This window comes from Mucilaginibacter gotjawali (assembly GCF_002355435.1).
Taxonomy (GTDB): Bacteria; Bacteroidota; Bacteroidia; order Sphingobacteriales; family Sphingobacteriaceae; genus Mucilaginibacter; species Mucilaginibacter gotjawali.
Map to the genome: position 1 here is coordinate 3,515,128 of NZ_AP017313.1, position 21,483 is coordinate 3,536,610.

Sequence of the window (21,483 nt, forward strand, 5' to 3'; positions counted from 1 at the left end):
ATTTGTGTCCATATACTTAACCCCAGCTAATGAAGATAGCGCTTTTTCCAGGCTCATTCGATCCGGTTACCAAGGCCCATGTTGATATTGTAAAAAGATCTGTAAGCCTTTTTGATAAGGTTTATATCGGTATTGGTGTTAACAGTACAAAAAAAGGGCTGCTTAGCATTGAAACGAGAGAGCAAATGTTAAGGGCAGTTTTTCAAAACGACCCCAGGATCCATATCGTAGCCTATGAAGGCTTAACGGTCGCCTTTTGCAAAAGCATTGGCGCCGCTTATATGATCCGCGGCATCCGTACCGTATCCGACTTTGAATATGAAAAAGCCATTGCGCAAATGAACCACTCGCTGGAACCTGAAATTGAAAGCATTTTTATTGTTAGCAAGCCGGGTTATTCGTCCATAAGTTCAAGCATCGTTCGCGAAATAATGCGTTACAATGGCGATGTAAGCCAGTTTATCCCGAAAGAAGCACTGGAGTATCTTTAATATCGGGTAGAGACGCAATATTTTGCGTCTCTGCGTCAATCTTCCTTCACTATCCCGTCCTCCACCAAAACATCCATTATTGACGGAAAGGTATTGGCAATGATAGGTTCAACATGCTCCTTTTTAAACCAGCGCACGTCGGTTATACCTTCTTCTATTTGTGGCTTAAGCAAAAACTTTCCGGCGCACTCCATATCAAACCAGTGGGTTTTTTTTAACACCAATACGCCCCTGTTTAAATAAACATGGTAAGTTTTACATATTTTTTTGCCAAGCCCGCTAACTTTTACGCCGCATTCTTCCTCAACTTCGCGTACAGCAGCGTCTTTAACCTTTTCGTCTTTTTCAATTTTCCCTTTAGGGAGGTCCCATTTTCCGTTACGATAAATAAAAAGGTATTCCCCCATTTCATTTTTTACCAGGCCGCCTGCAGCTTCAATCAGCATCACACTTTTCTTCACCTGCTTTAAAAATGCCTTTGCATCCTTGCAAACCACGCAGAATAAATTATTTTTTCGCGCCGAAATCCAGGTATAAATTATTTTTAAATCAAATGCCTCATCATCAAGCAATTCATAACCTTTCTTTTTTTTAGGTTTAGATTCTGTTACCAGGATCACCTTTTCGTTAATATAAATTCTGTATTTTTGGGCCATGTTTGATAAATCCGAGATTGAAAACCAGGTTGCTGAATTTCTGCTGCAAATTAAAGCAATTAAATTACAACCCAATAATCCTTTTACATGGGCTTCAGGTTGGAAGTCGCCCATTTATTGTGATAATCGCATAACCCTGTCGCACCCTACTATACGCACTTACATCAGGCAGCAATTAACCCGCCAGATCCAGGAGGTTTTTGGCGCCGTTGGCTGTATTGCAGGTGTAGCAACTGCCGGTATTCCACAGGGCGCTTTAGTGGCACAGGAATTAGGCTTACCTTTTATCTATGTGCGCTCAAAACCCAAAGATCATGGCACAGGCAGCCTTATTGAAGGCGAAATATTAACAGGCAAACGTGTTGTTGTAATTGAAGATTTGATATCAACCGGTAAAAGCAGCCTGCAGGCAGTTGAAGCTTTACGCAGCGCAGGGTATGATGTTGCGGGCCTTGCGGCTATATTTACATACGGGTTTGATATTGCCACAGATAATTTCAAACAGGCAAATTGTCCATTTTTCACCTTGTCAAACTACAATGCATTAATTAAATATGCCGCTGAGCATCAGTATATATCCGAAAACGACATCCAGGTGTTAAAAAACTGGCGCGAGAATCCCTCTGAGTGGGGAAAGTAGGTAGTTTGCAGTAGCAGCCTGAATCAAACCACAAAACATTTAATTATCAATTTACTATCTCCAATAAATGAAAGTTTTTGAAAGCCGTGTAACTATTAACCGGCCCATACACGAAGTTTATAGTTTTTTAGCTGATTTGAATAATCATCAGCAACTCATGCCCGAAAATATTACGGATTGGGTTTCAACAAAGGATACTGCGGGTTTTAATGTGCAAAACATGGCTAAACTCAGCCTTAAAGCAGTAAGCCGGGTACCTGATAAAGAGATAAAAATTATCCCTGCTGAAAAACCGCCATTTGATTTGGAATTAAAATGGGAGCTGTTTCCAGTTAAGAATTACACAGATGTTGTATTTTCGATTTCAGCCGACCTGAACATGATGCTCAAAATGGTGGCTTCGGGTCCATTACAAAAACTGACAGATCATCAAACCCAAACTTTAGGTTCGATATTAAGTTAAACGTACTCTTCTCTTAAGCAATTATTCGGAATTAATATTCCTTCCTTCTCTCTAATTGTCTAACTAAAACTAATACGTTCACCATAATTAGCAATGCAATTAATAGTGCCATAATTATTAATAATTGGTTAAATTCTCATTCCCTGCTTTAACGTAAAATTGCTTATTCAAGTTACTATAGTGTTAAGTTAATTTATTAACATATTAACAGTTAAGATTACTGCATGTGGATAATGTTACACCAAAATGATGCCAAATGCCGGTTAATTGAAAGTTAAATCGTTAATTGATGAGTATTTAACGTATTTTTGCCGAAAAAAGTACAGCACACAGCATGATCACGGTATCCAATTTATCTTTACGTTATGGTAAACGTACGCTCTTCGAAGATGTAAACCTTAAATTTACCAATGGCAATTGTTATGGCATCATAGGCGCCAACGGCGCCGGCAAATCAACGTTCCTGAAGATCCTTTCGGGCGATATTGACCCTTCAAGCGGGTCATATAGCTTTACCCCCGGCGAACGGATGGCGGTATTGAGCCAGGACCACTATGCATTTGACGATTTTACGGTAATTGAAACCGTAATGATGGGGCATAAAGAGATGTATGCCATCATGAAAGAAAAGGATGCCATTTACCTGAAAGAAGATTTTAGCGATGCTGACGGCGAACGTGCCGGGGAACTGGAACACCAGTTTGCCGAGATGGACGGCTGGAATGCTGAAAGCAATGCTGCTACCCTATTGAGCAATTTGGGCATTAAAGAAGAATTTCATTACCAATTGGTAAAAGACCTTGATAATACGCAAAAAGTACGCGTTTTATTAGCGCAGGCCCTTTTTGGCAAACCTGACATTTTGCTGCTGGATGAGCCTACCAATGACCTTGACATCCATACCGTAGGCTGGCTGGAAGATTTTTTAGCTTCTTATGAAGCAATAGTCCTGGTAGTGTCGCACGACAGGCACTTCCTGGATACGGTTTGTACCCATGTGGTAGATATTGATTTTGCAAAAATGACCATCTACACCGGTAACTATACTTTCTGGTACGAATCGAGCCAGCTGGCTTTGAAACAACGTTCGGATCAGAATAAAAAGACCGAAGACCGGGTGAAGGAACTGCAGGAGTTTATCCGCCGTTTCAGCGCCAATGCTTCCAAATCAAAACAGGCCACCAGCCGTAAAAAGGCATTGGATAAGATCAATATTGATGAGATCCAGCCATCTAACCGTAAATACCCGGGCATCATCTTCAATAACCAGGGCCGCGAAGCCGGCGACCAGGTGCTGCAGGTAGAGAACCTCAAGAAGACTTTGAACGGGGAGCTTTTATTTGATAATGTGCGCCTGATGGTAAACAAAGGAGACAAAATTGCTGTCCTGTCGCAAAACAGTTTGGCAACTACCGCTTTCTACAATATTTTAACCGGCCGCGATAAGGATTATAAAGGCGAATTTAAATGGGGTGTAACCATTAATTATGCCGACATCCCTATTGATAACGCCGAATATTTTAAAGGAAAAGATGATAACCTGATCGACTGGCTGCGCGAATATTCAACCGGCGATAAAGACGACCAGTTTATCCGGGGCTTTTTAGGCCGGATGCTGTTTAGCGGCGAAGAGGTATTAAAGAAAAGCAATGTACTGTCAGGCGGCGAGAAAATGCGCTGCATGTTTAGCCGAATGATGCTGCAGTCGGCCAATTTGCTGATGTTTGACGAACCTACCAATCACCTCGACCTGGAATCTATCACCGCCCTGAATAATGGCATGAAGGACTTCCGTGGCACCATCCTGTTCACCTCGCGTGACCATGAACTGGTAGAAACTGTAGCCAACCGCATTATTGAACTTACCCCTGGCGGCACCATAGATAAGCTGATGACTTACGACGAGTATATCAACAGCGAAGCAGTGCAGAAGCAGCGGGAAGAATTGTACGCTATCGCGTAGTTATTAGAGACTGGAGATTAGAGATTAGAAAAAAGATGCAAAAACTAATCTCAAATCTCCAATCACTAATCTCTATTTTTTTTCAAAAAAAATCCGTTTATTTGCAGCCCGGAAAAAAATAAACGACTTGGTAGCTCAGCCGGTAGAGCAACTGACTCTTAATCAGTGGGTCGAGAGTTCGATCCTCTCCCAGGTCACGAAAGCCTTTCAGCATTGCTGGAGGGCTTTTTTACGTTTAAACGATAACAAGGAGCAGGGTTAAATAATTAAAACGGCAAGCATTGTACATTAGGCGTTTTGTTAAGTTGATATTTTAATATTACCTTAAACTAAATAGATTATCAATTATTTATGGAATTGAAGATGGAAATCGGCCTGGATCAGCTGATACAGGCTATTAAACAACTACCTGCAAAACAACTTATAAAGTTGCAGGCTGAAATAAACAGGACTATTCCTAATAGAACAGAGAAAGAAGATTTTAAAAACTTTCTGCTGCAGGCCCCTGTATTTAGTGAGGATCAAATATCACTTATTGAAGGAGCAAGAAAAAGCATAAATACGTGGGGGAAAAATTAGCATTACTTGATACGTCTATACTTATTGAGTTTTTCCGAAAGACCAACAAAGCAAATTCACGTTTTTATCAGCTATTCGACACCTTCGACTTGTTTTCCATATCAGTTATAACTGAATATGAGATATTTATAGGCGCAACCTCTGCGATTCAAAAAGATTATTGGAAAGATTTCCCGGAAAGAATCACTATTATTTCGCTTGATTCGGAAATTGTTCAAACTGCTATTATTTTAAGCGAGGAATTAAAAAGAACGAGGAACCTAATTGATTCGGCAGATCTTTTCATTGCTGCTACTGCCATACACCATGATTTGCCCCTGGCAACGCTAAACAATAAACATTTTGATAGGATAGGAAATTTAAAACTGGTTATTTAGGTTACAGACTGCCCAACAAATAAACTGTAGCTCAGCCGGTAGAGCAACTGACGCTTAATCAGTGGATCGAGAGTTCAATCCTCTCCCAGGTCACGAAAGCCTTTCAGCGAAAGTTGGAGGGCTTTTAGTATTTAGCTAGCGCTGGTTCAAGCATCTTTTTTTCACCCAATCTGTAATCAGCGTCGCGCTAATGTTGACAAACTTCAAACAGATTTATCGTCGGTTACGAATCGCCGTTGTGCTCCCGGACAATATTTCATTTCCCATATACGAGTCTATCAAAATTTCCACCAAGGTTTTTTTTTATTTACAATTGCCCGGTTTTTCTGTAAATCCGTTCCAAAATGTGGGTTGGGAATGTTACCCAAATGACCAGGATTGCCAATCTCTTCAAAATCCTGTGTTTCGGTTTGAGGCCTAAATTTCTGGCCAATTAAGTATACCTCAGCGTCATTCTTGTCATAAGCTTTAAATAAAACTGCATCATATTTTATGTCATTCGAGGTAATGTAACTATCGGATGCGTAGACAACAATATCCGGATCTTCTTCATCAATGGTCTTTTCGAACATCTTATCTGCATAATCGGGTGTATCACCTACAAAAGTCGTCAAGGTATTCTTTTCGTCTTTTATAACCACAGCGAACGGTATCATCGGATCTACGCCATCTCTTTTTAAATCCATACTGTGTTTTAGTGCAAATACTACTTGCTCCATCATTCGATCTGATGCTTCGTTGAGATTTTTCATAACATAAATATAATTATTACGACCGAGTTTTCAAAGAGTTAACGCTTTACCGCCGGGTCGTGCATTGAGTAAAAATCAAAGTTGATGCATATTAAGCATCAATATCAGCCACATGAATGGGAACTTACGCAATCAGCACTGATTGACGCCAAACGCTTTAAATTTTCGTATAAATAGTTTGAGTTTTGCATCACAGGGGCCACAAATGGCAAAAAACCGCATTTATTTTTTAAATGCGGTTTTTTATTTTTTAAATACCAACAAATGTTTTCGGCAATAAGTCACCTCGGCCTGCTGTCGGTTATAGACTGTTTTTTGTAACAATTGTTAGGGATAGCTGAACTATCGCATTTAATTAAGTAAAAACAAAACTACATTCCTTATTTTAGCGATCACCTTTTATAATCAGATAAATCGACAGTCCATTTTCAAAAAAAATGAATAGCTCAAACCGCAAAAAACTAAGCATCGTTTCTATTTTAATGATTGCGGGCAACCTGCTTTTCGCGCAGCAAACAGATTCTGCGGCTATGATAAAAAAAGCCAACAAATGGGTTAAAAGTCGTGTTTGGGCGCCTGAACTGAAAATTACGCCTGATAAATCTGTCAACAGCGCTGAATTTGAGAAACAATATGAAAGTAATAAAGCCATGTGGGATAAAGTATTCAGCTTTTTGAGTGACAGCAAAATTTCAACTTTGGCACCCGGCAGATACCCCGTTGATGGTGACAACGCTTACGCCACCATTACGTCTGGTCCGCCAAAAAACAGGGAAGATGTTAAATGGGAATCGCACCGAAAATATATCGACCTGCAATATGTAATTATGGGTAAGGTACAACTGGGCGTTTGTCCGCTGCCGCTGGCACAGGTGACAGAACCTTACGATGAAACAAAGGATGCTGCCCATTACAACGCTGAGGGGAAATATTATACGGCTACGCCTCAAAAATTCTTCCTGTTTTTCCCGACGGATGTGCATCGCCCGGATATTAAAGTAAAAGGCTTTGATACATTGAAAAAACTGGTGATTAAAATCCGTTACCAGCAATAAACCATTACGGTTACAGCTTTATGAAGAACTACCTCAAGATCCTTAAAATTGACGAATACTCGATCACTCCCAAATACATGCAGATCTGCAACTCCATATTAAGGGGTATTGAGGATAAAAAGATCGTAAAGGATGATGTCCTGCCGTCCATCAATGATTTGAGCACAGCGCTTGAGGTATCCCGCAATACGATTGACCGGGCCTACAAAGAGTTAAAGAAATATAACGTCATTAAATCAGTAGCAGGCAAAGGGTATTTTATCTCAACCACACAATTCAATCAGCCGGTTAAGGTGCTTTTATTATTCAATAAGCTGAGCAGCCATAAAAAAATAATTTATGATGCCTTTGCCGAAACTTTGGGCAGTAATGCCGCTATTGATTTTTATATCTATAACAACAACTTTAATTTCTTTAAAAAACTGCTCAACAACAATATTGATCATTATTCGAAGCTGGTGATCATCCCCCATTTTATTGAAAATGCTGAAAATGCGTTCACCATCCTCAATAGCTTACCGAAAGACAAGTTGATTTTGATGGATAAATTAATTGGAGGATTGACCGGGGACTTTGCTGCCGTTTATGAAGATTTTGAAAAAGACATTTATTCTGCACTGGAACAACTCCTGGAAAAATTAAGTAACTATCATACCATAAAAATCATCTTTCCCGGAAACAGCTATTATTCAAAAGATATCCTTACCGGCTTTGTTAATTTTTGTCATCAGTACGCCTTTGATTATGAGATTATTCCACATCTTAAAAACGAACAATTATTAAACGGCACGGTATATATTAATTTAATGGAAGATGATTTGGTGGAGCTGATAGAAAAGATAATAAGCGATAATTTGCAAATTGGAAAAGAAATAGGCGTGATATCGTACAATGAAACACCATTGAAAAAAATTATTTTAAACGGCATTACCACCATCTCCACGAATTTTAAGCTGATGGGGGAAAAAGCCGCTGAAATGATCCTCAAAAACAAAAAAGAACATATTGCTATCCCCTTTTATGTGACGGAACGAAATTCGCTCTGATCCTATAACCTGAGTTCGAAACAAGAGTTGAATATCATTCTGTAAACTCAAAACAGGATTAATCAGTAAAAAAGCGCGGCATTATAAAAATGGAACATGCTGACTATCAGACACTCCAGCGATTATGGCCAAATAAATTATTTTCGTTGGTGTTGATTATCAATTACTTACATAAACTCAGCTACTTGCAAAAAAATGAAACATACTGATAATGAGCGTGTTTCACAACGTTCCACGGTGTTCCGCGTGCGAAAAAATGGAACGCCGGAACGCTGGCATCGCCACCCGTTCAGAGCTTGACCCTGGGGAAAAATTTCCCATACCCGAACTTACGTTAATATAACCCCGCTTATTTTCACTAGTTTTATTCAGCGGTATTTGTTAGGTGACGGACAGGGACAGTTGAACTGTTTATTTGTTTTATCATTGCCTTATAATTATAAAATCAACCAATTTTAAATTTAAACCATGCAGGTAATCTTTGGCGTTATTTTCCACTTTATCGGTGGTTTTGCTTCAGGCAGTTTTTATATTCCCTATAAAAAAGTAAAAGGCTGGGCCTGGGAAAGTTTCTGGATAGTAGGCGGTATTTTTTCATGGTTGATTGTTCCGCCTTTAGCTGCCTGGTTAACTATCCCCCATTTTACCGAAATCATAACAGGCACCAATGGCGGCATTTTATTTTTAACTTTTTTCTTCGGGTTGTTATGGGGCGTTGGCGGTTTAACTTATGGCCTGGGCGTACGCTACCTTGGCGTATCATTGGGCAGCACCATAATTTTAGGTTTGTGCGCTGTGTTTGGCGCGCTTATCCCTTCTGTATACTATAATTTTTTTCCTAAGGACGGCAAGGACACCATCGCCACCCTGGCAACAACGCATTGGGGGCAATTAGTGCTAACAGGGATTTCCGTTTGCGTAATAGGAATAATTATATGCGGCAAAGCCGGGACGATGAAAGAGAAAGAGCTGGCCGCAGGCAAGGCTGACGTTGAAGACAATAAGGATTACCGTTTTGGCCTGGGTATTTTTGTTGCCATTGTATCAGGAGTTTTGAGCGCCTGTTTTAATTTCGGTATCGAGGCCGGCAAAACAATGGCCGATACTGCAAATACCGTTTGGATGGCCGCACACCATGGCCAGGGGAATTTTCTCTATCAAAATAACGTAACCTATGTGGCTATTTTATGGGGCGGCTTAACCACCAATTTTATCTGGTGTATGATATTGAACGCCCGCAACAAAACATTTAAAAATTATACCGATCCAAAGACGCCGCTCTTAAAAAACTATATCTTTTCGGCATTAGCGGGCACCACCTGGTTTTTGCAATTCTTTTTTTATGGCATGGGCGAAAGCAGGCTGGGCAATGGCGCCAGTTCGTGGATCCTGCACATGGCCTTTATCATATTGATAGCGAATATGTGGGGATTGATACTCAACGAATGGAAAGGTGTAAGTAAAAAAGCGCTGGCAACAGTAATTACGGGCATTGCCGTTATCATATTATCGGTGATCATTGTAGGAAAAGGAAATTCAATAAAAGCCGACGAAGTCGCGCAAGTTAAAACAAGTAAGTAAACGAGAGCCAGGAACCAGGAATCAAGAGCCAGGAATTAATAAAACATGATCAGGATGAAAAACATAGCCGAGTTGCCCTTTATCCTGACTCTTGCTTCTTGACGCTCAATTCACGTAAATAATAAAGTAAACTAAAATATATGTCTGCCAATACAACACAATTTAAACACGTAAGTTATTTATGGGACGATGCTAAAGCTGCAGAATTAGCGGGTGACGAAGTCGGATTGCTGATCTACCGCTCCAATTTATTGGGCGCGGACCTGCGCTTAACCAATTACGGCGGCGGCAATACCTCCTGTAAAGTAATAGGTAAAGACCCCTTAACCGGGAAAGAAGTTGAAGTAATGTGGATTAAGGGCTCGGGCGGCGACATTGGCACTTTGAAAAAAAGCGGCCTCGCAGCTTTATATGTTGATAGATTGAGAAGCCTCAAAAACGTTTACCGGGGGATTGAATTTGAAGATGAAATGGTGGAATTATTTAACCACAGCATCTTCGATTTAAACTCAAAAGCGCCTTCTATCGATACGCCCTTACATGGCTTTTTGCCATTTAAACATATCGACCATTTGCACCCCGACGCTGCTATTGCTATCGCGGCAGCAAAACACGGTAAACAAATCACGCACGACCTTTTTGACGGAGCCATTGGCTGGGTTGACTGGCAGCGCCCGGGATTTGACCTAGGGTTACAATTAAAAGAGTGCCTTGATACTAATCCCGGTATTCGCGGCATTATGCTCGGATCGCACGGCTTATTCACCTGGGGAGATACTGCTTATGAGAGCTATATCAACACCCTTGAAGTAATTGAAAAATGTGCTGAATACCTTGAACAAAACTACGGCAAAAAAGGGCCGGTATTCGGCGGTGCAAAAATCCAGAGCATTAACGGGACTGAACGTAAAAAACAGGCGGTGGCGCTTGCGCCGGTACTGCGCGGATTTTGTTCGTCCAAAACAAAAATGATCGGCCATTTCACCGACGATCCGCGCGTTTTGGAATATATCAATTCAAACGACCTGGAACGCCTTGCCCCTATGGGCACCAGTTGTCCGGATCATTTTTTACGTACCAAGATCAGTCCGCTGGTTTTATCGCTTAAACCAGACGAAGACATCACGGATATTATCTTACTGAAAGAAAAACTGACACCCGCGTTTGAGGATTACCGCAAAATGTATGGCGACTACTACAATACCTGCAAACACGCTAACAGCCCGGCCATCCGGGATGCAAACCCGGTGGTAATATTATACCCCGGTGTGGGCATGTTCACTTTCGCCAAGGACAAGCAAACGGCACGTGTGGCTGCGGAGTTTTATATTAACGCGATAAACGTAATGAAAGGCGCTGAAGCGATCAGCGAATACACCTCGCTGCCACGGCAGGAGGCCTTTGATATTGAATACTGGCTGCTGGAAGAAGCAAAACTGCAGCGCATGCCAAAGCCGAAAGCATTATCCGGGCGGATCGCATTAATTACCGGCAGTGCAGGCGGCATTGGCAAAGCCATCGCCAAAAAATTGGTGGAAGAAGGCGCCGTTGTTGTTTTAAATGACATGAATGCTGAACGCCTGGAGGGCGCCGGCGAAGAATTTAAAAAGAAGTTTGGAAAGGACGCTTATACCACCGCCCTATTGGATGTTACGAGCAGCGGCCAGATCCAGGAAGCTATGGCAACAGCTATTTTAGCTTTTGGCGGAGTTGACTTGGTTGTAAATAATGCAGGATTATCTATCTCCAAATCAATTGCCGATCATACCGAAAAGGATTGGGATTTGCTGTATAATGTATTGGTAAAAGGCCAGTTCCTGGTTACACAGGCAGCCGTTGCCGTGATGAAGAAGCAGGATATCGGCGGCGACATCATCAATATCGTCAGCAAAAACGCGCTGGTAAGCGGGCCTAACAATGCAGGCTATGGCAGCGCAAAAGCTGCGCAATTGCATTTAAGCCGCCTGAACGCAGCCGAATTGGGAGCAGATAAGATTCGTGTTAATGTGATTAACCCCGACGCAGTGATCAGCGACAGCAATATTTGGGCAGGCGGATGGGCCGAGGGACGGGCAAAAGCCTATGGCATTACCGTTGAAGAATTGCCTGCCTATTACGCCAAACGAACCTTGCTAAACGAAGTTATTTTACCTGAAGATATTGCCAACGCCTGCTTTGCTTTAACCGGCGGTTTACTGAATAAATCAACCGGCAATGTAATCAACGTTGATGGCGGCGTGGCAGCTGGTTTTGTGAGATAGTTTTAAACTTTGAACAAAAGATATGGACCGCGTAGCATTTAAAATGACGTTATTACCGGGGAATGAGGTTGAATATCAAAAACGCCATGATGAAATTTGGCCGGAGTTAACTGCGTTGTTAAAACAGGCAGGCATTTGTGAATATTCAATCTTTTTAGACCAGGAAACCAGCAGTCTTTTTGGATTTTTAAAAGCTGAAGACAAAACTCAACTGGATAGTTTAGCTGCGCAGGCCATTATGCAAAGGTGGTGGCTGTATATGAGTGATATAATGGTAACCAATCCTGATCATTCACCTATAAGCCAACCATTGAAAGAAGTTTTTTATTTACCCTGATTATCAATAAACCAGTTATGCAGATAGAAAAATATAAGATAGACGAGATCAACCAACAGCATTTAGCAAAGCACAGGCGCCAATTTGAATTTGTCGCCGCAGACGTTGCTAATCTAGATTTGGTACTTCAAAAACTAGGCGCTTTTAATATTGCCATTCCGAGCTGGGCATTAGGAACGGGCGGTACCCGGTTCGGGCGCTTTTCGGGTGGTGGCGAACCACGCAGCCTGGAAGAAAAAATCGAGGACGTAGGTGTTATTCATGCTTTAAACAAGTCGAGTAATTCTATTTCCCTGCATATTCCCTGGGATATCCCTGAAAATGCGGCGTCGATAAAAGCTTTGGCAGCCCAGGTTGGTTTGCATTTTGATGCGGTGAATTCAAACACCTTCCAGGATCAGCCCAATCAAAAGCACAGTTACAAATACGGTTCATTGCATCATGTAGATAAAGCGGTACGCAAACAAGCCATTGAGCATAACATCGAAGTGATCAAATACGGGGTGCAGCTTGATTCAAAAGCATTATCGGTTTGGTTGTCTGATGGTTCAAATTTCCCCGGCCAGCTAAATTTCCGCAGGGCTTTTCAAAATACACAAGAGAGTTTGCAGGAAATATACGACGCCCTGCCGGATGACTGGAAAATGTGGATCGAATATAAACCTTATGAGCCAAACTTCTATTCTACAACAATTGGAGATTGGGGACAATCCTATCTTTTAGCATCGAAATTGGGAGCCAAGGCAAGTACGCTGGTTGACCTTGGCCATCACCTGCAGGGAACCAATATCGAGCAGATCGTATCCATTTTGTTAATGGAGGGCAAATTGGCAGGTTTTCATTTTAATGATTCCAAATATGGCGATGATGATTTAACCGTAGGCAGTATTAATCCCTACCAGCTGTTTTTGATATTTAATGAATTGGTGGAGGGAATGGATGCCCGCGGAATGAACCATGCAAAGGATATTGGCTGGATGATAGATGCTTCCCATAACGTTAAAGACCCTATCGAAGATCTGTTGCAATCTGTTCAGGCTATAAAAATTGCTTACGCACAGGCATTATTAGTTGATAAAAACACCCTGGTAACGGCGCAAAACAACAATGATGTTACCCTTGCACAGGAAATACTGCAAACTGCCTACCGCACGGACGTAAGGCCATTAATAGCAGAAGCCAGTTTATTGGCAGGAGGATCAATTGACCCTGTGGGAACATACCGGAAATTGAACGTCCGGGCCAATTTGATTAAGGAACGCGGGTTAAAAACCGTAGCCACCGGTTTGTAAATAATTGTAACGATGAGCGCGATTCCGGTTATAGCCATATTTGATGTTGGGAAAACGAATAAAAAACTATTCCTGTTCAACGAGAATTACGAGATAGTTTTTGAAAGAACCGCCCGTTTTATTGAAACGGTTGATGAAGACGGTTTCCCCTGCGAGAACCAGGAAAGCCTCCGCTTGTCGATATTTGATTCATTAAGCGAGGTTTTCCGAATGAAAGAATTTCGTGTAAAAGCAGTCAATTTTTCAGCTTACGGCGCAAGCCTCGTTTACATTGGCGAAAACGGCCGGGCCTTAACCCCATTGTATAATTACCTTAAACCCTACCCCGAAGAACTAAGCAATAAATTCTATAACGCTTATGGCGGCCCGGATAAATTCAGTCTTGAAACGGCCTCGCCTGTTTTAGGCAGTTTAAATTCAGGCCTGCAATTATACCGGCTGAAGCAGGAAAAGCCCGAATTATTTACTAAAGTTAAATATGCACTGCATTTGCCGCAATATCTAAGCTTTTTACTTACCGGCTATGCGTACTCTGACCTCACAAGCATAGGCTGTCATACCGGTTTATGGGATTTTCAGAAAAACAGGTACCACGAATGGGTTCAGCATGAGCATGTTTCCGTAAAACTTGCGCCTATTGTGGTCTCTGATAAAGTTTCGCCGGCGCTGTTTCCTGGCACCAATTACAAAGTGGGTACGGGCCTGCATGATAGTTCGGCAGCACTGATCCCCTACCTGATCAATTTCCACGAACCATTTGTGTTAATTTCAACCGGAACCTGGTGTATCAGCCTTAATCCGTTTAACAATTCAGCATTAACGGCAGGTGAGCTCAAAAACGATTGTTTAAGTTATTTGCAATTTCAGGGTAAACCGGTTAAAGCTTCCAGGCTATTTTCGGGTTTTGAATACGAGCAAATGGTAAAACGTATTGCGGAACATTTTAATAAAGATGAAATTAAGTACCGAAATATTAACTTTAACCCGGAAATAATTAAACATATCAAAACAGGGCCTGTAGTGTTTCAAAACAGTGATGTTATAAGGAAAGAATCTGTTTTTAAGCTGCGGGATCTGTCCGGTTTTAAAAACGATCTGGAAGCTTATCACCAGTTAATGATTGATATTGTGCAACTGCAGGCATTATCCACTAACCTGGTATTAAAAAACTCGCCGGTAAAAAGGATCTTTGTAGATGGTGGTTTTAGTAAAAATAGTGTTTATATGAATTTATTAGCTGCAGCATTCCCGCAAATGGAGGTATTCGCCGCGTCAATGGCGCAGGCTTCGGCGGTTGGGGCGGCCCTAAGTATCCATCGTGAATGGAATAGTAAAGCCATCCCTAACGACATTATCGGGTTAAAATATTATTCAACTAATCAAAGTGCTGTTATATGAGGGTTGGACTATTTATTCCCTGTTACGTAGATCAATTTTACCCGGATGCAGCGAAAGCCACTTTACAATTACTCGAAAAACTTGGCGTTGATGTAATTTATCCTCCAAAACAAACCTGCTGCGGGCAACCCATGGCAAATTCAGGGTTTGAACATTTAGCCGGGGGCTGCAATGAGCTGTTCATCAAAAATTTTGCGGAATTTGATTATGTAGTAGCGCCCTCAGGCAGCTGTGTCCTGCATATCAGGGAACACCTTCATGACGACAAAAATCCCGAAGTAGCTGCGCAGTTAAGCAGCAAAGTTTATGAGCTGACTTCCTTTTTGACGGATGTATTAAAGGTTACTTATTTACCGGCTAAGTTTCCGCATAAAGTTGGTTTTCATCAAAGCTGTCACGGGCAGCGTGGCCTTCATTTATCGCAAATGAGTGAACTGGTTGCGCCTGGGTTTTCAAAACCAGGCAGCCTTTTAAATATGGTGGAAGGAATTGAGATAGTGCCGCTTAACAGGATTGACGAATGTTGCGGCTTTGGAGGCACATTTTGTGTAGTCGAAGAAGCCGTCTCCGCGAAAATGGGGAAAGACCGGGTGGAGGATCATCTGGAACATGCCGCAGAATTCATAACCGGGGTTGATATGTCATGCCTGATGCATATGGAAGGTATATTGAACAGGAAGGGAAGCAAAGTGAAGGTGCTGCATATCGCTGAAATATTAAATGGGGAATAAGATAATTATGAATATCGACGTCAAAGATCATGCAGCATTATCGGATGTTTTTAACGAGGACGAAGACCGTGTCAACTGGCATGATGAAACGCTTTGGTGGATAAGGCAAAAACGCGATAAGGCCGTTAACCAATTGCCTGAATGGGAAAGCCTGAGGGAAACCGCGTCACAAATCAAAAATAACGTACTCTCTTATCTAAGCAATTACCTGCAGCAATTTGAAGCCAATGCCACCAAAAATGGCATAAAAATCCATTGGGCGGCTGATGCTAAGGAGCATAATGAAATAGTGCTTGGCCTGTTGCAATCAAAACAGGTAAAGCAAATGGTTAAAAGTAAATCGATGCTTACCGAAGAATGCCACCTGAATGAATTTCTGGCAGAGAATGGTATCGACGTTATAGATTCTGATCTTGGTGAAAGGATAGTCCAGCTGGCAAAAGAACCGCCAAGTCATATCGTTTTGCCATGTATTCACAAAAAGAAAGAAGAAATTGGCGAACTATTCCACCAACATCTGGGCACCCCGGCTGGCAATGCTGATCCGCAGTTTTTAACAGAAACCGCCAGGCAACACCTGCGTGAAACGTTTTTAACCCGAAAAGCGGCGTTAACAGGCGTAAATTTCGCGGTAGCAGCAACCGGTGAGTTTGTTGTCTGTACAAACGAAGGAAATGCCGATATGGGCGCGCATTTGGCTGATATACACATTGCCAGTATGGGTATAGAAAAGATCATCCCTGAAAGGAAACATTTGGGTGTGTTTTTAAGATTGCTTACCCGCAGCGCTACAGGGCAGCCCATAACCACCTATTCCAGCCATTTCAACAAACCCCGGCCCGGGCAGGAAATGCATATTATAATAGTTGATAATGGACGCACTATACAGTTAGGTCGGGAAGATTTCAGGAATTCATTAAAATGCATCCGCTGCGGCGCTTGCATGAACACCTGCCCCGTATATCGCCGCAGCGGCGGGCATAGTTATCACAATGCCATATCGGGCCCTATCGGCTCTATCCTGGCGCCAAACCTGGATATGGAAAAATATGCCGACCTGCCTTTTGCGTCAACGCTTTGCGGCTCTTGCTCCAATGTTTGCCCGGTAAAAATTGATATCCACCAGCAATTGTATAAATGGCGGCAGGTAATTGTGAAAAACGGATACGCCACTACTGCAAAAAAAGCATCGATGCGTTTGATGAGTTTTACCCTCTCAACGCCTTCGGTTTACCACGTCGGCGGGAAGGCCGGAAGATGGGTTTTAAAACATGCGCCGTTTGCTGTAAACAACAAATTTAATCCATGGTACAAACACCGCGATATGCCTGAACCGCCAAAAGAATCATTTGGAGAATGGTACGCCAAAAACAAAAACGGTAGGTAATGAGCAGCAGAGATAAAATATTAGCCGCAGTAGCAGCAAATCAACCCGCAAAGGTTGACTTGCCTGATATTGATTTTCTAAATGGGGCTGCTGGAAATCACGTCGGGAAATTCACTGGTGTACTAACCTCAATCGGGGGGAAAGCAATTGAAGTAAATACCTTTGATGATGTTAAAGCTTATATCAAACAAACCACAAACCAAGGCGACAGGGTTGTAAGTACTTTTTCTGAAATGAGTGATTGTACCGAACTGATAAACGATTACCAGGGGCTGCCACACGACTTGCAGGATATTGAGCTTGCTGTTATCGGCGCTGACTTAGGAGTTGCCGAAAATGGCGCTGTTTGGGTAAAAGGTGATTTACTAAACCAAAGGGTTGTGCCCTTTATCTGCCAGTACCTGGCAGTAATCCTAAAAAAAGAAAAAATTGTTGCCACCATGCACGATGCTTATGAGCAGATTGGCAGCGAAAACTACGGTTTCAGCACCTTCATCGCCGGCCCGTCTAAAACGGCTGATATTGAGCAATCGCTGGTTTTAGGCGCGCATGGCGCACGAACAATGACCGTTTTTTTAATGGAATAATGTGATCCCGGCCTTTTGATTTCAAAAGCTTATAAGTAATCGTGTGGTCATTATACTTCCCTTTAATTCCCTTTTCTATGCCATGCAAAAACATGAATTGCAGCTTTATAACCAAAATAAGGGGAAATTATTAATTGGGAAACTGCAACTAATGTCTTTTTCAACACCGGTTTATTTGATCCTGGCGAACAGTTATCCGTTTTAAATGTATCTATGTATATGACCATATTATTCATCAGCATTCTGTGCGCTTGCGTTATCTACTTTTTATTTCGGCAAAACCGGCTTTCGGGTTTAACAAAAGCCGAAAAGCTTCCTGATGCATTAAAAATAATCCTGAATGCGCAGGTATTATACTATCAAAAGCTCAATAAAAACGATAAAGAGCGGTTTGAAAACCAGGTGAATGATTTTTTAAAATATGTAAGGATAGAAGGCGTGGGCACACCCGTGTCGGATATTGACCGTGCATTGATAGCGTCAAGCGGTGTAATACCCATTTTTGGCTTCCCCGGCTGGAAATATAATAACCTCACCAACATCATCCTTTACCCTGATACTTTTGACCAGGAGTTCCAGTTTGAAGGCGAAAACAGAAATATTATGGGTATGGTGGGTTCTGGTTACATGAACGGCCAGATGCTGCTCTCCAGGGCCGCACTGCTTAAGGGTTTTTCAAACCAGGCAGGCAAGGGAAACACGGCTATTCATGAATTTGTGCATTTACTTGATAAATCTGACGGAGAGACCGATGGCGTGCCTGAAAATCTGCTGCCGCATCAATATACGGTACCCTGGCTTAAAATGATGCACCAGGAAATGCATCGGATCGAAGCTGGTAAATCGGATATTGACGTTTATGCGTCCACCAGCGAAGCAGAATTTTTAGCGGTAGCGGCTGAATATTTTTTTGAAAAGCCGGATCAACTGAAACATAAACATCCGGAAATTTACCACCTGTTAAGTCAAATGTTTGGGCAGGACCCTGCTGTACCTTTTTCCCCGCCATTAGGCTGAACCTCGGCCAAATGTTGCCATTTTAAAACCGGGAAAATAAATAACGCTGACAGGGAGCGTCACCCAGCCGGAACTTTGTTCAAAAAGCTTAGCTTTGCGCCTTTCAAAATTCCATATGACAAGCTCCTTACTCACGGCACGCAGCGGAAATGCCTGCGAACTCTGCCATTCAACAACCCATCTGTCTGCGTATGCCGTTCCTCCGGCAAATCACCCTGACAATGAGATCATCATCTGCGGTGACTGCCTGGCACAACTTAGCGCCGCTGTACCGGATGCAAAATACTGGCGTTTTTTAACTGAAGCCATGTGGAGCACAGTCCCGGCAGTGCAAGTAGTGGCATGGCGCATGCTGTCGCGCTTAAAAACCGAGGGATGGGCTGCAGAAAACCTGGATATGCTTTACCTTGACGAGGAAACCCTGGCTTGGGCAAAATCTATCACCGTAGATGATATGCCCGCCGAAACTGAAGCGGTGCACAGGGATAGCCTTGGTGCGGAATTGCAAACCGGCGATACGGTGGTATTGACGCGGTCGCTTGACGTAAAAGGTAGTTCGCTTAACGCCAAAATGGGCACCGTTGTGAAGAATATCCGCCTGGTGGCTGACAACACCGACCAGGTAGAAGGAAAAATAGAAGGCCAGCAGATTGTGATCCTTACAAAATACCTGCGCAAGCAAAAGGCCTAGTCTTGAGTCGAAAGTCCTGAGTCAGAAAAGACTAATTGACTGTAGACCCAGGACAGCCGGCCTGATAATGTAATTCGTTTTTTAACTTTACCTGTAATGAATCCATTAAATGATCCGGCAGTAATTATTAATTATCACCGGATGATGGTGGGTACCTACGGCATGCAAAGCAGCCTTGCTTTAGGCTGGCGCGATATGGAGAGCCAACTGGTGCGTTTTGAAGCGCTGGCCGGGATTGCCGGTATGAGCGGATGCAGCGTGCTTGATGCCGGGTGCGGTTACGGCGATCTGCTCCCTTACCTTATTTCTCGCTATGGCCAGCTGAATTATACAGGGATTGAGCAGATCCCGGAGTTTTTGGATGAAGCCAGTAAACGCTATGGAAAATATGAAAACGCCGTTTTTATGAACGGCAATTTTGCATTGACAGACTTGCCACGGGCTGATTACGTGCTGGCTAGCGGTTCGTTAAATTACCGCAGCGAAGATCCTGATTTTATTTTTCGGGTAATTGCAAAGTTATATAGCGCATGCCTGCACGGCTTTGCCTTTAATCTGTTAAGGGCTATTGTGCCAAACGGACTCTTGGTTGCTTATAACTGCGAAAAAATAATGGCCTGTTGCAGTAAACTATGCCCTAACGTTAAACTGGTGAACGACTATGCCGAAGAGGATTTCACAATTTACATGCTGCGCTGATTAAACCGCTCTTAGCCGAAGTTTAAACTTTTTTACGGAAAATCTTGTGTTCCGTGATTTTATTTCAGAAAAAAATCAGGCAAAGTTATACGGAATAATGGCCGCTATCCTGTGTGAACGCATCATTCTGATATACAATAACCAAATCGGCAGGGTATACAAATTTTCTGAAAAACAAATACACCAATAAATAAATGTATATTGCGGCCATACATAAAAACAATCATGGCAACAGGAACAGTAAAATTTTTTAATGAGTCAAAAGGCTTCGGCTTTATTACACCAACAAGCGGTGGCAAAGAAGTATTCGTACACGTTACCGGGCTGATCGATCAGATCCGCGAAAACGATGAAGTAACTTACGAAGTAGAAGAAGGAAAAAAAGGCCCAAGTGCCGTTAAAGTTAAAATAGCTTAATACGCATTGGCAAGATCGACAGAAACTTTTAGTAAAAAGGAAAAAGAAAAAGCCCGTTTAAAGAAGGCCAAAGAGAAAAAGGAAAAAGCCGAAGACCGCAAAGCAAATGGCGGAAAAGGCAAAAGCCTTGAAGATATGATGGCTTATATTGACGAGTATGGAAATATTACGTCAACTCCTCCCGATCCGTCAAGGAAAATAAAGATCAATTCTGAAGATATCCAGGTAAGTGTAGCGCGGCAGGAAGACCTGCCGCACGACACTGTCCGGAACGGTACGGTAACGTTTTTTAACGAAGCGAAGGGCTACGGCTTTATCAAGGATTTGCAAACACAGGAAAGTATTTTTGTGCATATCAACGCCTTAACTGAGCCGTTAAAGGAAAACAACCTGGTTACTTTTGAAACAGAGCAGGGCCCGAAAGGGTTATCGGCCATTAAGGTTAAAAAGAAATAATTATGGTCGCCAAAACAACAGCTACAGCAATTCAAAAAGAAAATTTCAAACTCCGGTTTGCGGAGATCGTTAAAAACAATTCAAGTCTCAAGGATAAGTACACCATCCAGTTTTTTGAAACTGCTCAAAAAAGCAATTACGTTTTTTACGGTTTAAACGGGAAAACTATAAATATTTTGCTGACCCTGAGTTTAGAGGAAGCAGAAAAATATAAAACCCTGAAATTCGACTGGCAGAACTAAGTAGACTTTTTATGGGAACCGGAATAACTTTATTGGCCGGCCAAAAGCCACTATAAGCCTTTCAGCATAGCTGGAGGGCTTTTTTATGAATTAGCTTTTACTCAATAAAATTCGCCGATGATCCTTTGGCCAATTTCATTTACCAATTCTGAATCAACAAATTTGCTGTCAGTTACAAACCAGGTGTGCCGTCCGTAACCCACTTTAATATGGCCAAACAGTTTCCCGTTTGCAAGTACCGCAAAGCGGTCTTCTGCTGGGACAATGGTTAAGTCCATATTATCTCCTTTGTACATTGCCGGAAAAGTAAACTCCCCGTGTTTGGCGTAAATTGTTTTTGTGATGACCATATCTGGTTAAACGAG

25 protein-coding genes and 1 tRNA gene are annotated in these 21,483 nt (G+C 42.2%); 23 read left to right on the plus strand and 3 right to left on the minus strand.

The genetic code is table 11. The annotated features are described in order from the left end of the window. The first annotated feature begins 29 nt into the window (after nucleotides 1-29). On the plus strand, nucleotides 30-491 hold the full coding sequence (coaD, locus tag MgSA37_RS15520; RefSeq protein WP_096353167.1) for a pantetheine-phosphate adenylyltransferase: 462 nt from the start codon (nucleotides 30-32) through the stop codon (nucleotides 489-491). Between the two features lie 35 nt (nucleotides 492-526). On the opposite strand, the gene MgSA37_RS15525 is transcribed toward coaD, so the two are convergent. Continuing rightward, entirely contained in the window at nucleotides 527-1,147 is a 621-nt protein-coding gene (locus MgSA37_RS15525) for an NUDIX hydrolase (protein WP_096353168.1), read from the minus strand. Between MgSA37_RS15525 and pyrE the strand changes: the two genes are divergently transcribed. The 6 genes from pyrE (at nucleotide 1,146) to MgSA37_RS15555 (ending at nucleotide 5,169) form a co-directional block, all read left to right on the plus strand. Further along, on the plus strand, nucleotides 1,146-1,787 hold the full coding sequence (gene pyrE, locus MgSA37_RS15530; RefSeq protein ID WP_096353170.1) for an orotate phosphoribosyltransferase: 642 nt from the start codon (nucleotides 1,146-1,148) through the stop codon (nucleotides 1,785-1,787). The genes MgSA37_RS15525 and pyrE overlap by 2 nt on opposite strands. A 67-nt stretch (nucleotides 1,788-1,854) precedes the next feature. Further along, nucleotides 1,855-2,250, plus strand: a complete 396-nt coding sequence (locus MgSA37_RS15535; protein WP_096353171.1) for an SRPBCC family protein — start codon at nucleotides 1,855-1,857, stop codon at nucleotides 2,248-2,250. A 334-nt stretch (nucleotides 2,251-2,584) separates the two neighbouring features. Further along, the gene (locus tag MgSA37_RS15540; protein WP_096353173.1) at nucleotides 2,585-4,213 is read left to right on the plus strand and encodes an ABC-F family ATP-binding cassette domain-containing protein; all 1,629 of its coding nucleotides are present in this window, start codon (nucleotides 2,585-2,587) and stop codon (nucleotides 4,211-4,213) included. Nucleotides 4,214-4,337: 124 nt separating this feature from the next. After that, nucleotides 4,338-4,410: transfer RNA gene (locus tag MgSA37_RS15545), tRNA-Lys, on the plus strand. A gap of 154 nt (nucleotides 4,411-4,564) precedes the next feature. Continuing rightward, nucleotides 4,565-4,792, plus strand: a complete 228-nt coding sequence (locus tag MgSA37_RS15550; protein ID WP_096353175.1) for a hypothetical protein — start codon at nucleotides 4,565-4,567, stop codon at nucleotides 4,790-4,792. Continuing rightward, entirely contained in the window at nucleotides 4,777-5,169 is a 393-nt protein-coding gene (locus MgSA37_RS15555) for a type II toxin-antitoxin system VapC family toxin (RefSeq protein ID WP_096353177.1), read from the plus strand. Before MgSA37_RS15550 ends, MgSA37_RS15555 begins: the two co-directional genes overlap by 16 nt. 278 nt (nucleotides 5,170-5,447) lie before the next feature. Here the strand turns inward: MgSA37_RS15555 and MgSA37_RS15565 are convergent, their stop codons facing one another. Beyond that, nucleotides 5,448-5,921 (minus strand): hypothetical protein, encoded by a 474-nt coding sequence (locus MgSA37_RS15565; protein WP_096353178.1) that lies wholly within the window; start codon nucleotides 5,919-5,921, stop codon nucleotides 5,448-5,450. A gap of 437 nt (nucleotides 5,922-6,358) precedes the next feature. Here MgSA37_RS15565 and MgSA37_RS15570 point away from each other — a divergent pair, with 437 nt between their 5' ends. The 16 genes from MgSA37_RS15570 (at nucleotide 6,359) to MgSA37_RS15645 (ending at nucleotide 21,118) form a co-directional block, all read left to right on the plus strand. Further along, a complete protein-coding gene (locus MgSA37_RS15570; protein WP_096353180.1) occupies nucleotides 6,359-6,976 on the plus strand; it encodes a YhcH/YjgK/YiaL family protein in 618 nt (205 codons plus the stop codon). A 20-nt stretch (nucleotides 6,977-6,996) separates the two neighbouring features. Beyond that, nucleotides 6,997-8,022 carry a GntR family transcriptional regulator gene (locus MgSA37_RS15575; RefSeq protein ID WP_096353181.1) on the plus strand — a complete coding sequence of 342 codons (1,026 nt, stop codon included), beginning with the start codon at nucleotides 6,997-6,999 and terminating at the stop codon, nucleotides 8,020-8,022. A gap of 468 nt (nucleotides 8,023-8,490) precedes the next feature. Then, on the plus strand, nucleotides 8,491-9,603 hold the full coding sequence (gene rhaT / locus MgSA37_RS15580; RefSeq protein WP_096353183.1) for an L-rhamnose/proton symporter RhaT: 1,113 nt from the start codon (nucleotides 8,491-8,493) through the stop codon (nucleotides 9,601-9,603). A 140-nt stretch (nucleotides 9,604-9,743) separates the two neighbouring features. Further along, nucleotides 9,744-11,864: a bifunctional aldolase/short-chain dehydrogenase gene (locus tag MgSA37_RS15585; RefSeq protein ID WP_096353184.1), complete on the plus strand. Its 2,121-nt coding sequence runs from the start codon at nucleotides 9,744-9,746 to the stop codon at nucleotides 11,862-11,864. A gap of 22 nt (nucleotides 11,865-11,886) precedes the next feature. Then, on the plus strand, nucleotides 11,887-12,201 hold the full coding sequence (rhaM, locus tag MgSA37_RS15590) for an L-rhamnose mutarotase (RefSeq protein ID WP_096353186.1): 315 nt from the start codon (nucleotides 11,887-11,889) through the stop codon (nucleotides 12,199-12,201). Nucleotides 12,202-12,218: 17 nt separating this feature from the next. After that, nucleotides 12,219-13,493, plus strand: a complete 1,275-nt coding sequence (locus MgSA37_RS15595) for a TIM barrel protein (RefSeq protein ID WP_096353188.1) — start codon at nucleotides 12,219-12,221, stop codon at nucleotides 13,491-13,493. A 12-nt stretch (nucleotides 13,494-13,505) separates the two neighbouring features. Further along, a complete protein-coding gene (locus tag MgSA37_RS15600; protein ID WP_096353189.1) occupies nucleotides 13,506-14,891 on the plus strand; it encodes an FGGY-family carbohydrate kinase in 1,386 nt (461 codons plus the stop codon). After that, nucleotides 14,888-15,622, plus strand: coding sequence for a (Fe-S)-binding protein (locus MgSA37_RS15605; RefSeq protein WP_096353191.1), 735 nt, complete (start codon nucleotides 14,888-14,890; stop codon nucleotides 15,620-15,622). Before MgSA37_RS15600 ends, MgSA37_RS15605 begins: the two co-directional genes overlap by 4 nt. Before the next feature lie 7 nt (nucleotides 15,623-15,629). Beyond that, complete coding sequence (locus tag MgSA37_RS15610) at nucleotides 15,630-17,009, plus strand: lactate utilization protein B (RefSeq protein WP_096353192.1); 1,380 nt, start codon at nucleotides 15,630-15,632, stop codon at nucleotides 17,007-17,009. Further along, nucleotides 17,009-17,596 (plus strand): LutC/YkgG family protein, encoded by a 588-nt coding sequence (locus tag MgSA37_RS15615; protein WP_096353194.1) that lies wholly within the window; start codon nucleotides 17,009-17,011, stop codon nucleotides 17,594-17,596. Before MgSA37_RS15610 ends, MgSA37_RS15615 begins: the two co-directional genes overlap by 1 nt. A gap of 219 nt (nucleotides 17,597-17,815) precedes the next feature. After that, on the plus strand, nucleotides 17,816-18,613 hold the full coding sequence (locus MgSA37_RS15620) for a M90 family metallopeptidase (RefSeq protein WP_096353195.1): 798 nt from the start codon (nucleotides 17,816-17,818) through the stop codon (nucleotides 18,611-18,613). A gap of 115 nt (nucleotides 18,614-18,728) precedes the next feature. Beyond that, entirely contained in the window at nucleotides 18,729-19,304 is a 576-nt protein-coding gene (locus tag MgSA37_RS15625) for a PhnA domain-containing protein (RefSeq protein WP_096353197.1), read from the plus strand. Nucleotides 19,305-19,400: 96 nt separating this feature from the next. After that, nucleotides 19,401-20,003 (plus strand): class I SAM-dependent methyltransferase, encoded by a 603-nt coding sequence (locus MgSA37_RS15630; RefSeq protein ID WP_096353198.1) that lies wholly within the window; start codon nucleotides 19,401-19,403, stop codon nucleotides 20,001-20,003. A 225-nt stretch (nucleotides 20,004-20,228) separates the two neighbouring features. Next, nucleotides 20,229-20,420 carry a cold-shock protein gene (locus tag MgSA37_RS15635; protein ID WP_096353200.1) on the plus strand — a complete coding sequence of 64 codons (192 nt, stop codon included), beginning with the start codon at nucleotides 20,229-20,231 and terminating at the stop codon, nucleotides 20,418-20,420. 6 nt (nucleotides 20,421-20,426) lie between these two features. Continuing rightward, nucleotides 20,427-20,876 (plus strand): cold-shock protein, encoded by a 450-nt coding sequence (locus tag MgSA37_RS15640; RefSeq protein WP_096353201.1) that lies wholly within the window; start codon nucleotides 20,427-20,429, stop codon nucleotides 20,874-20,876. Nucleotides 20,877-20,878: 2 nt separating this feature from the next. Beyond that, a complete protein-coding gene (locus tag MgSA37_RS15645; RefSeq protein WP_096353203.1) occupies nucleotides 20,879-21,118 on the plus strand; it encodes a hypothetical protein in 240 nt (79 codons plus the stop codon). 101 nt (nucleotides 21,119-21,219) lie between these two features. Here MgSA37_RS15645 and MgSA37_RS15650 read toward each other — a convergent pair whose 3' ends face one another. After that, the gene (locus MgSA37_RS15650) at nucleotides 21,220-21,468 is read right to left on the minus strand and encodes a hypothetical protein (RefSeq protein WP_096353204.1); all 249 of its coding nucleotides are present in this window, start codon (nucleotides 21,466-21,468) and stop codon (nucleotides 21,220-21,222) included. Between the last annotated feature and the right edge of the window lie 15 nt (nucleotides 21,469-21,483).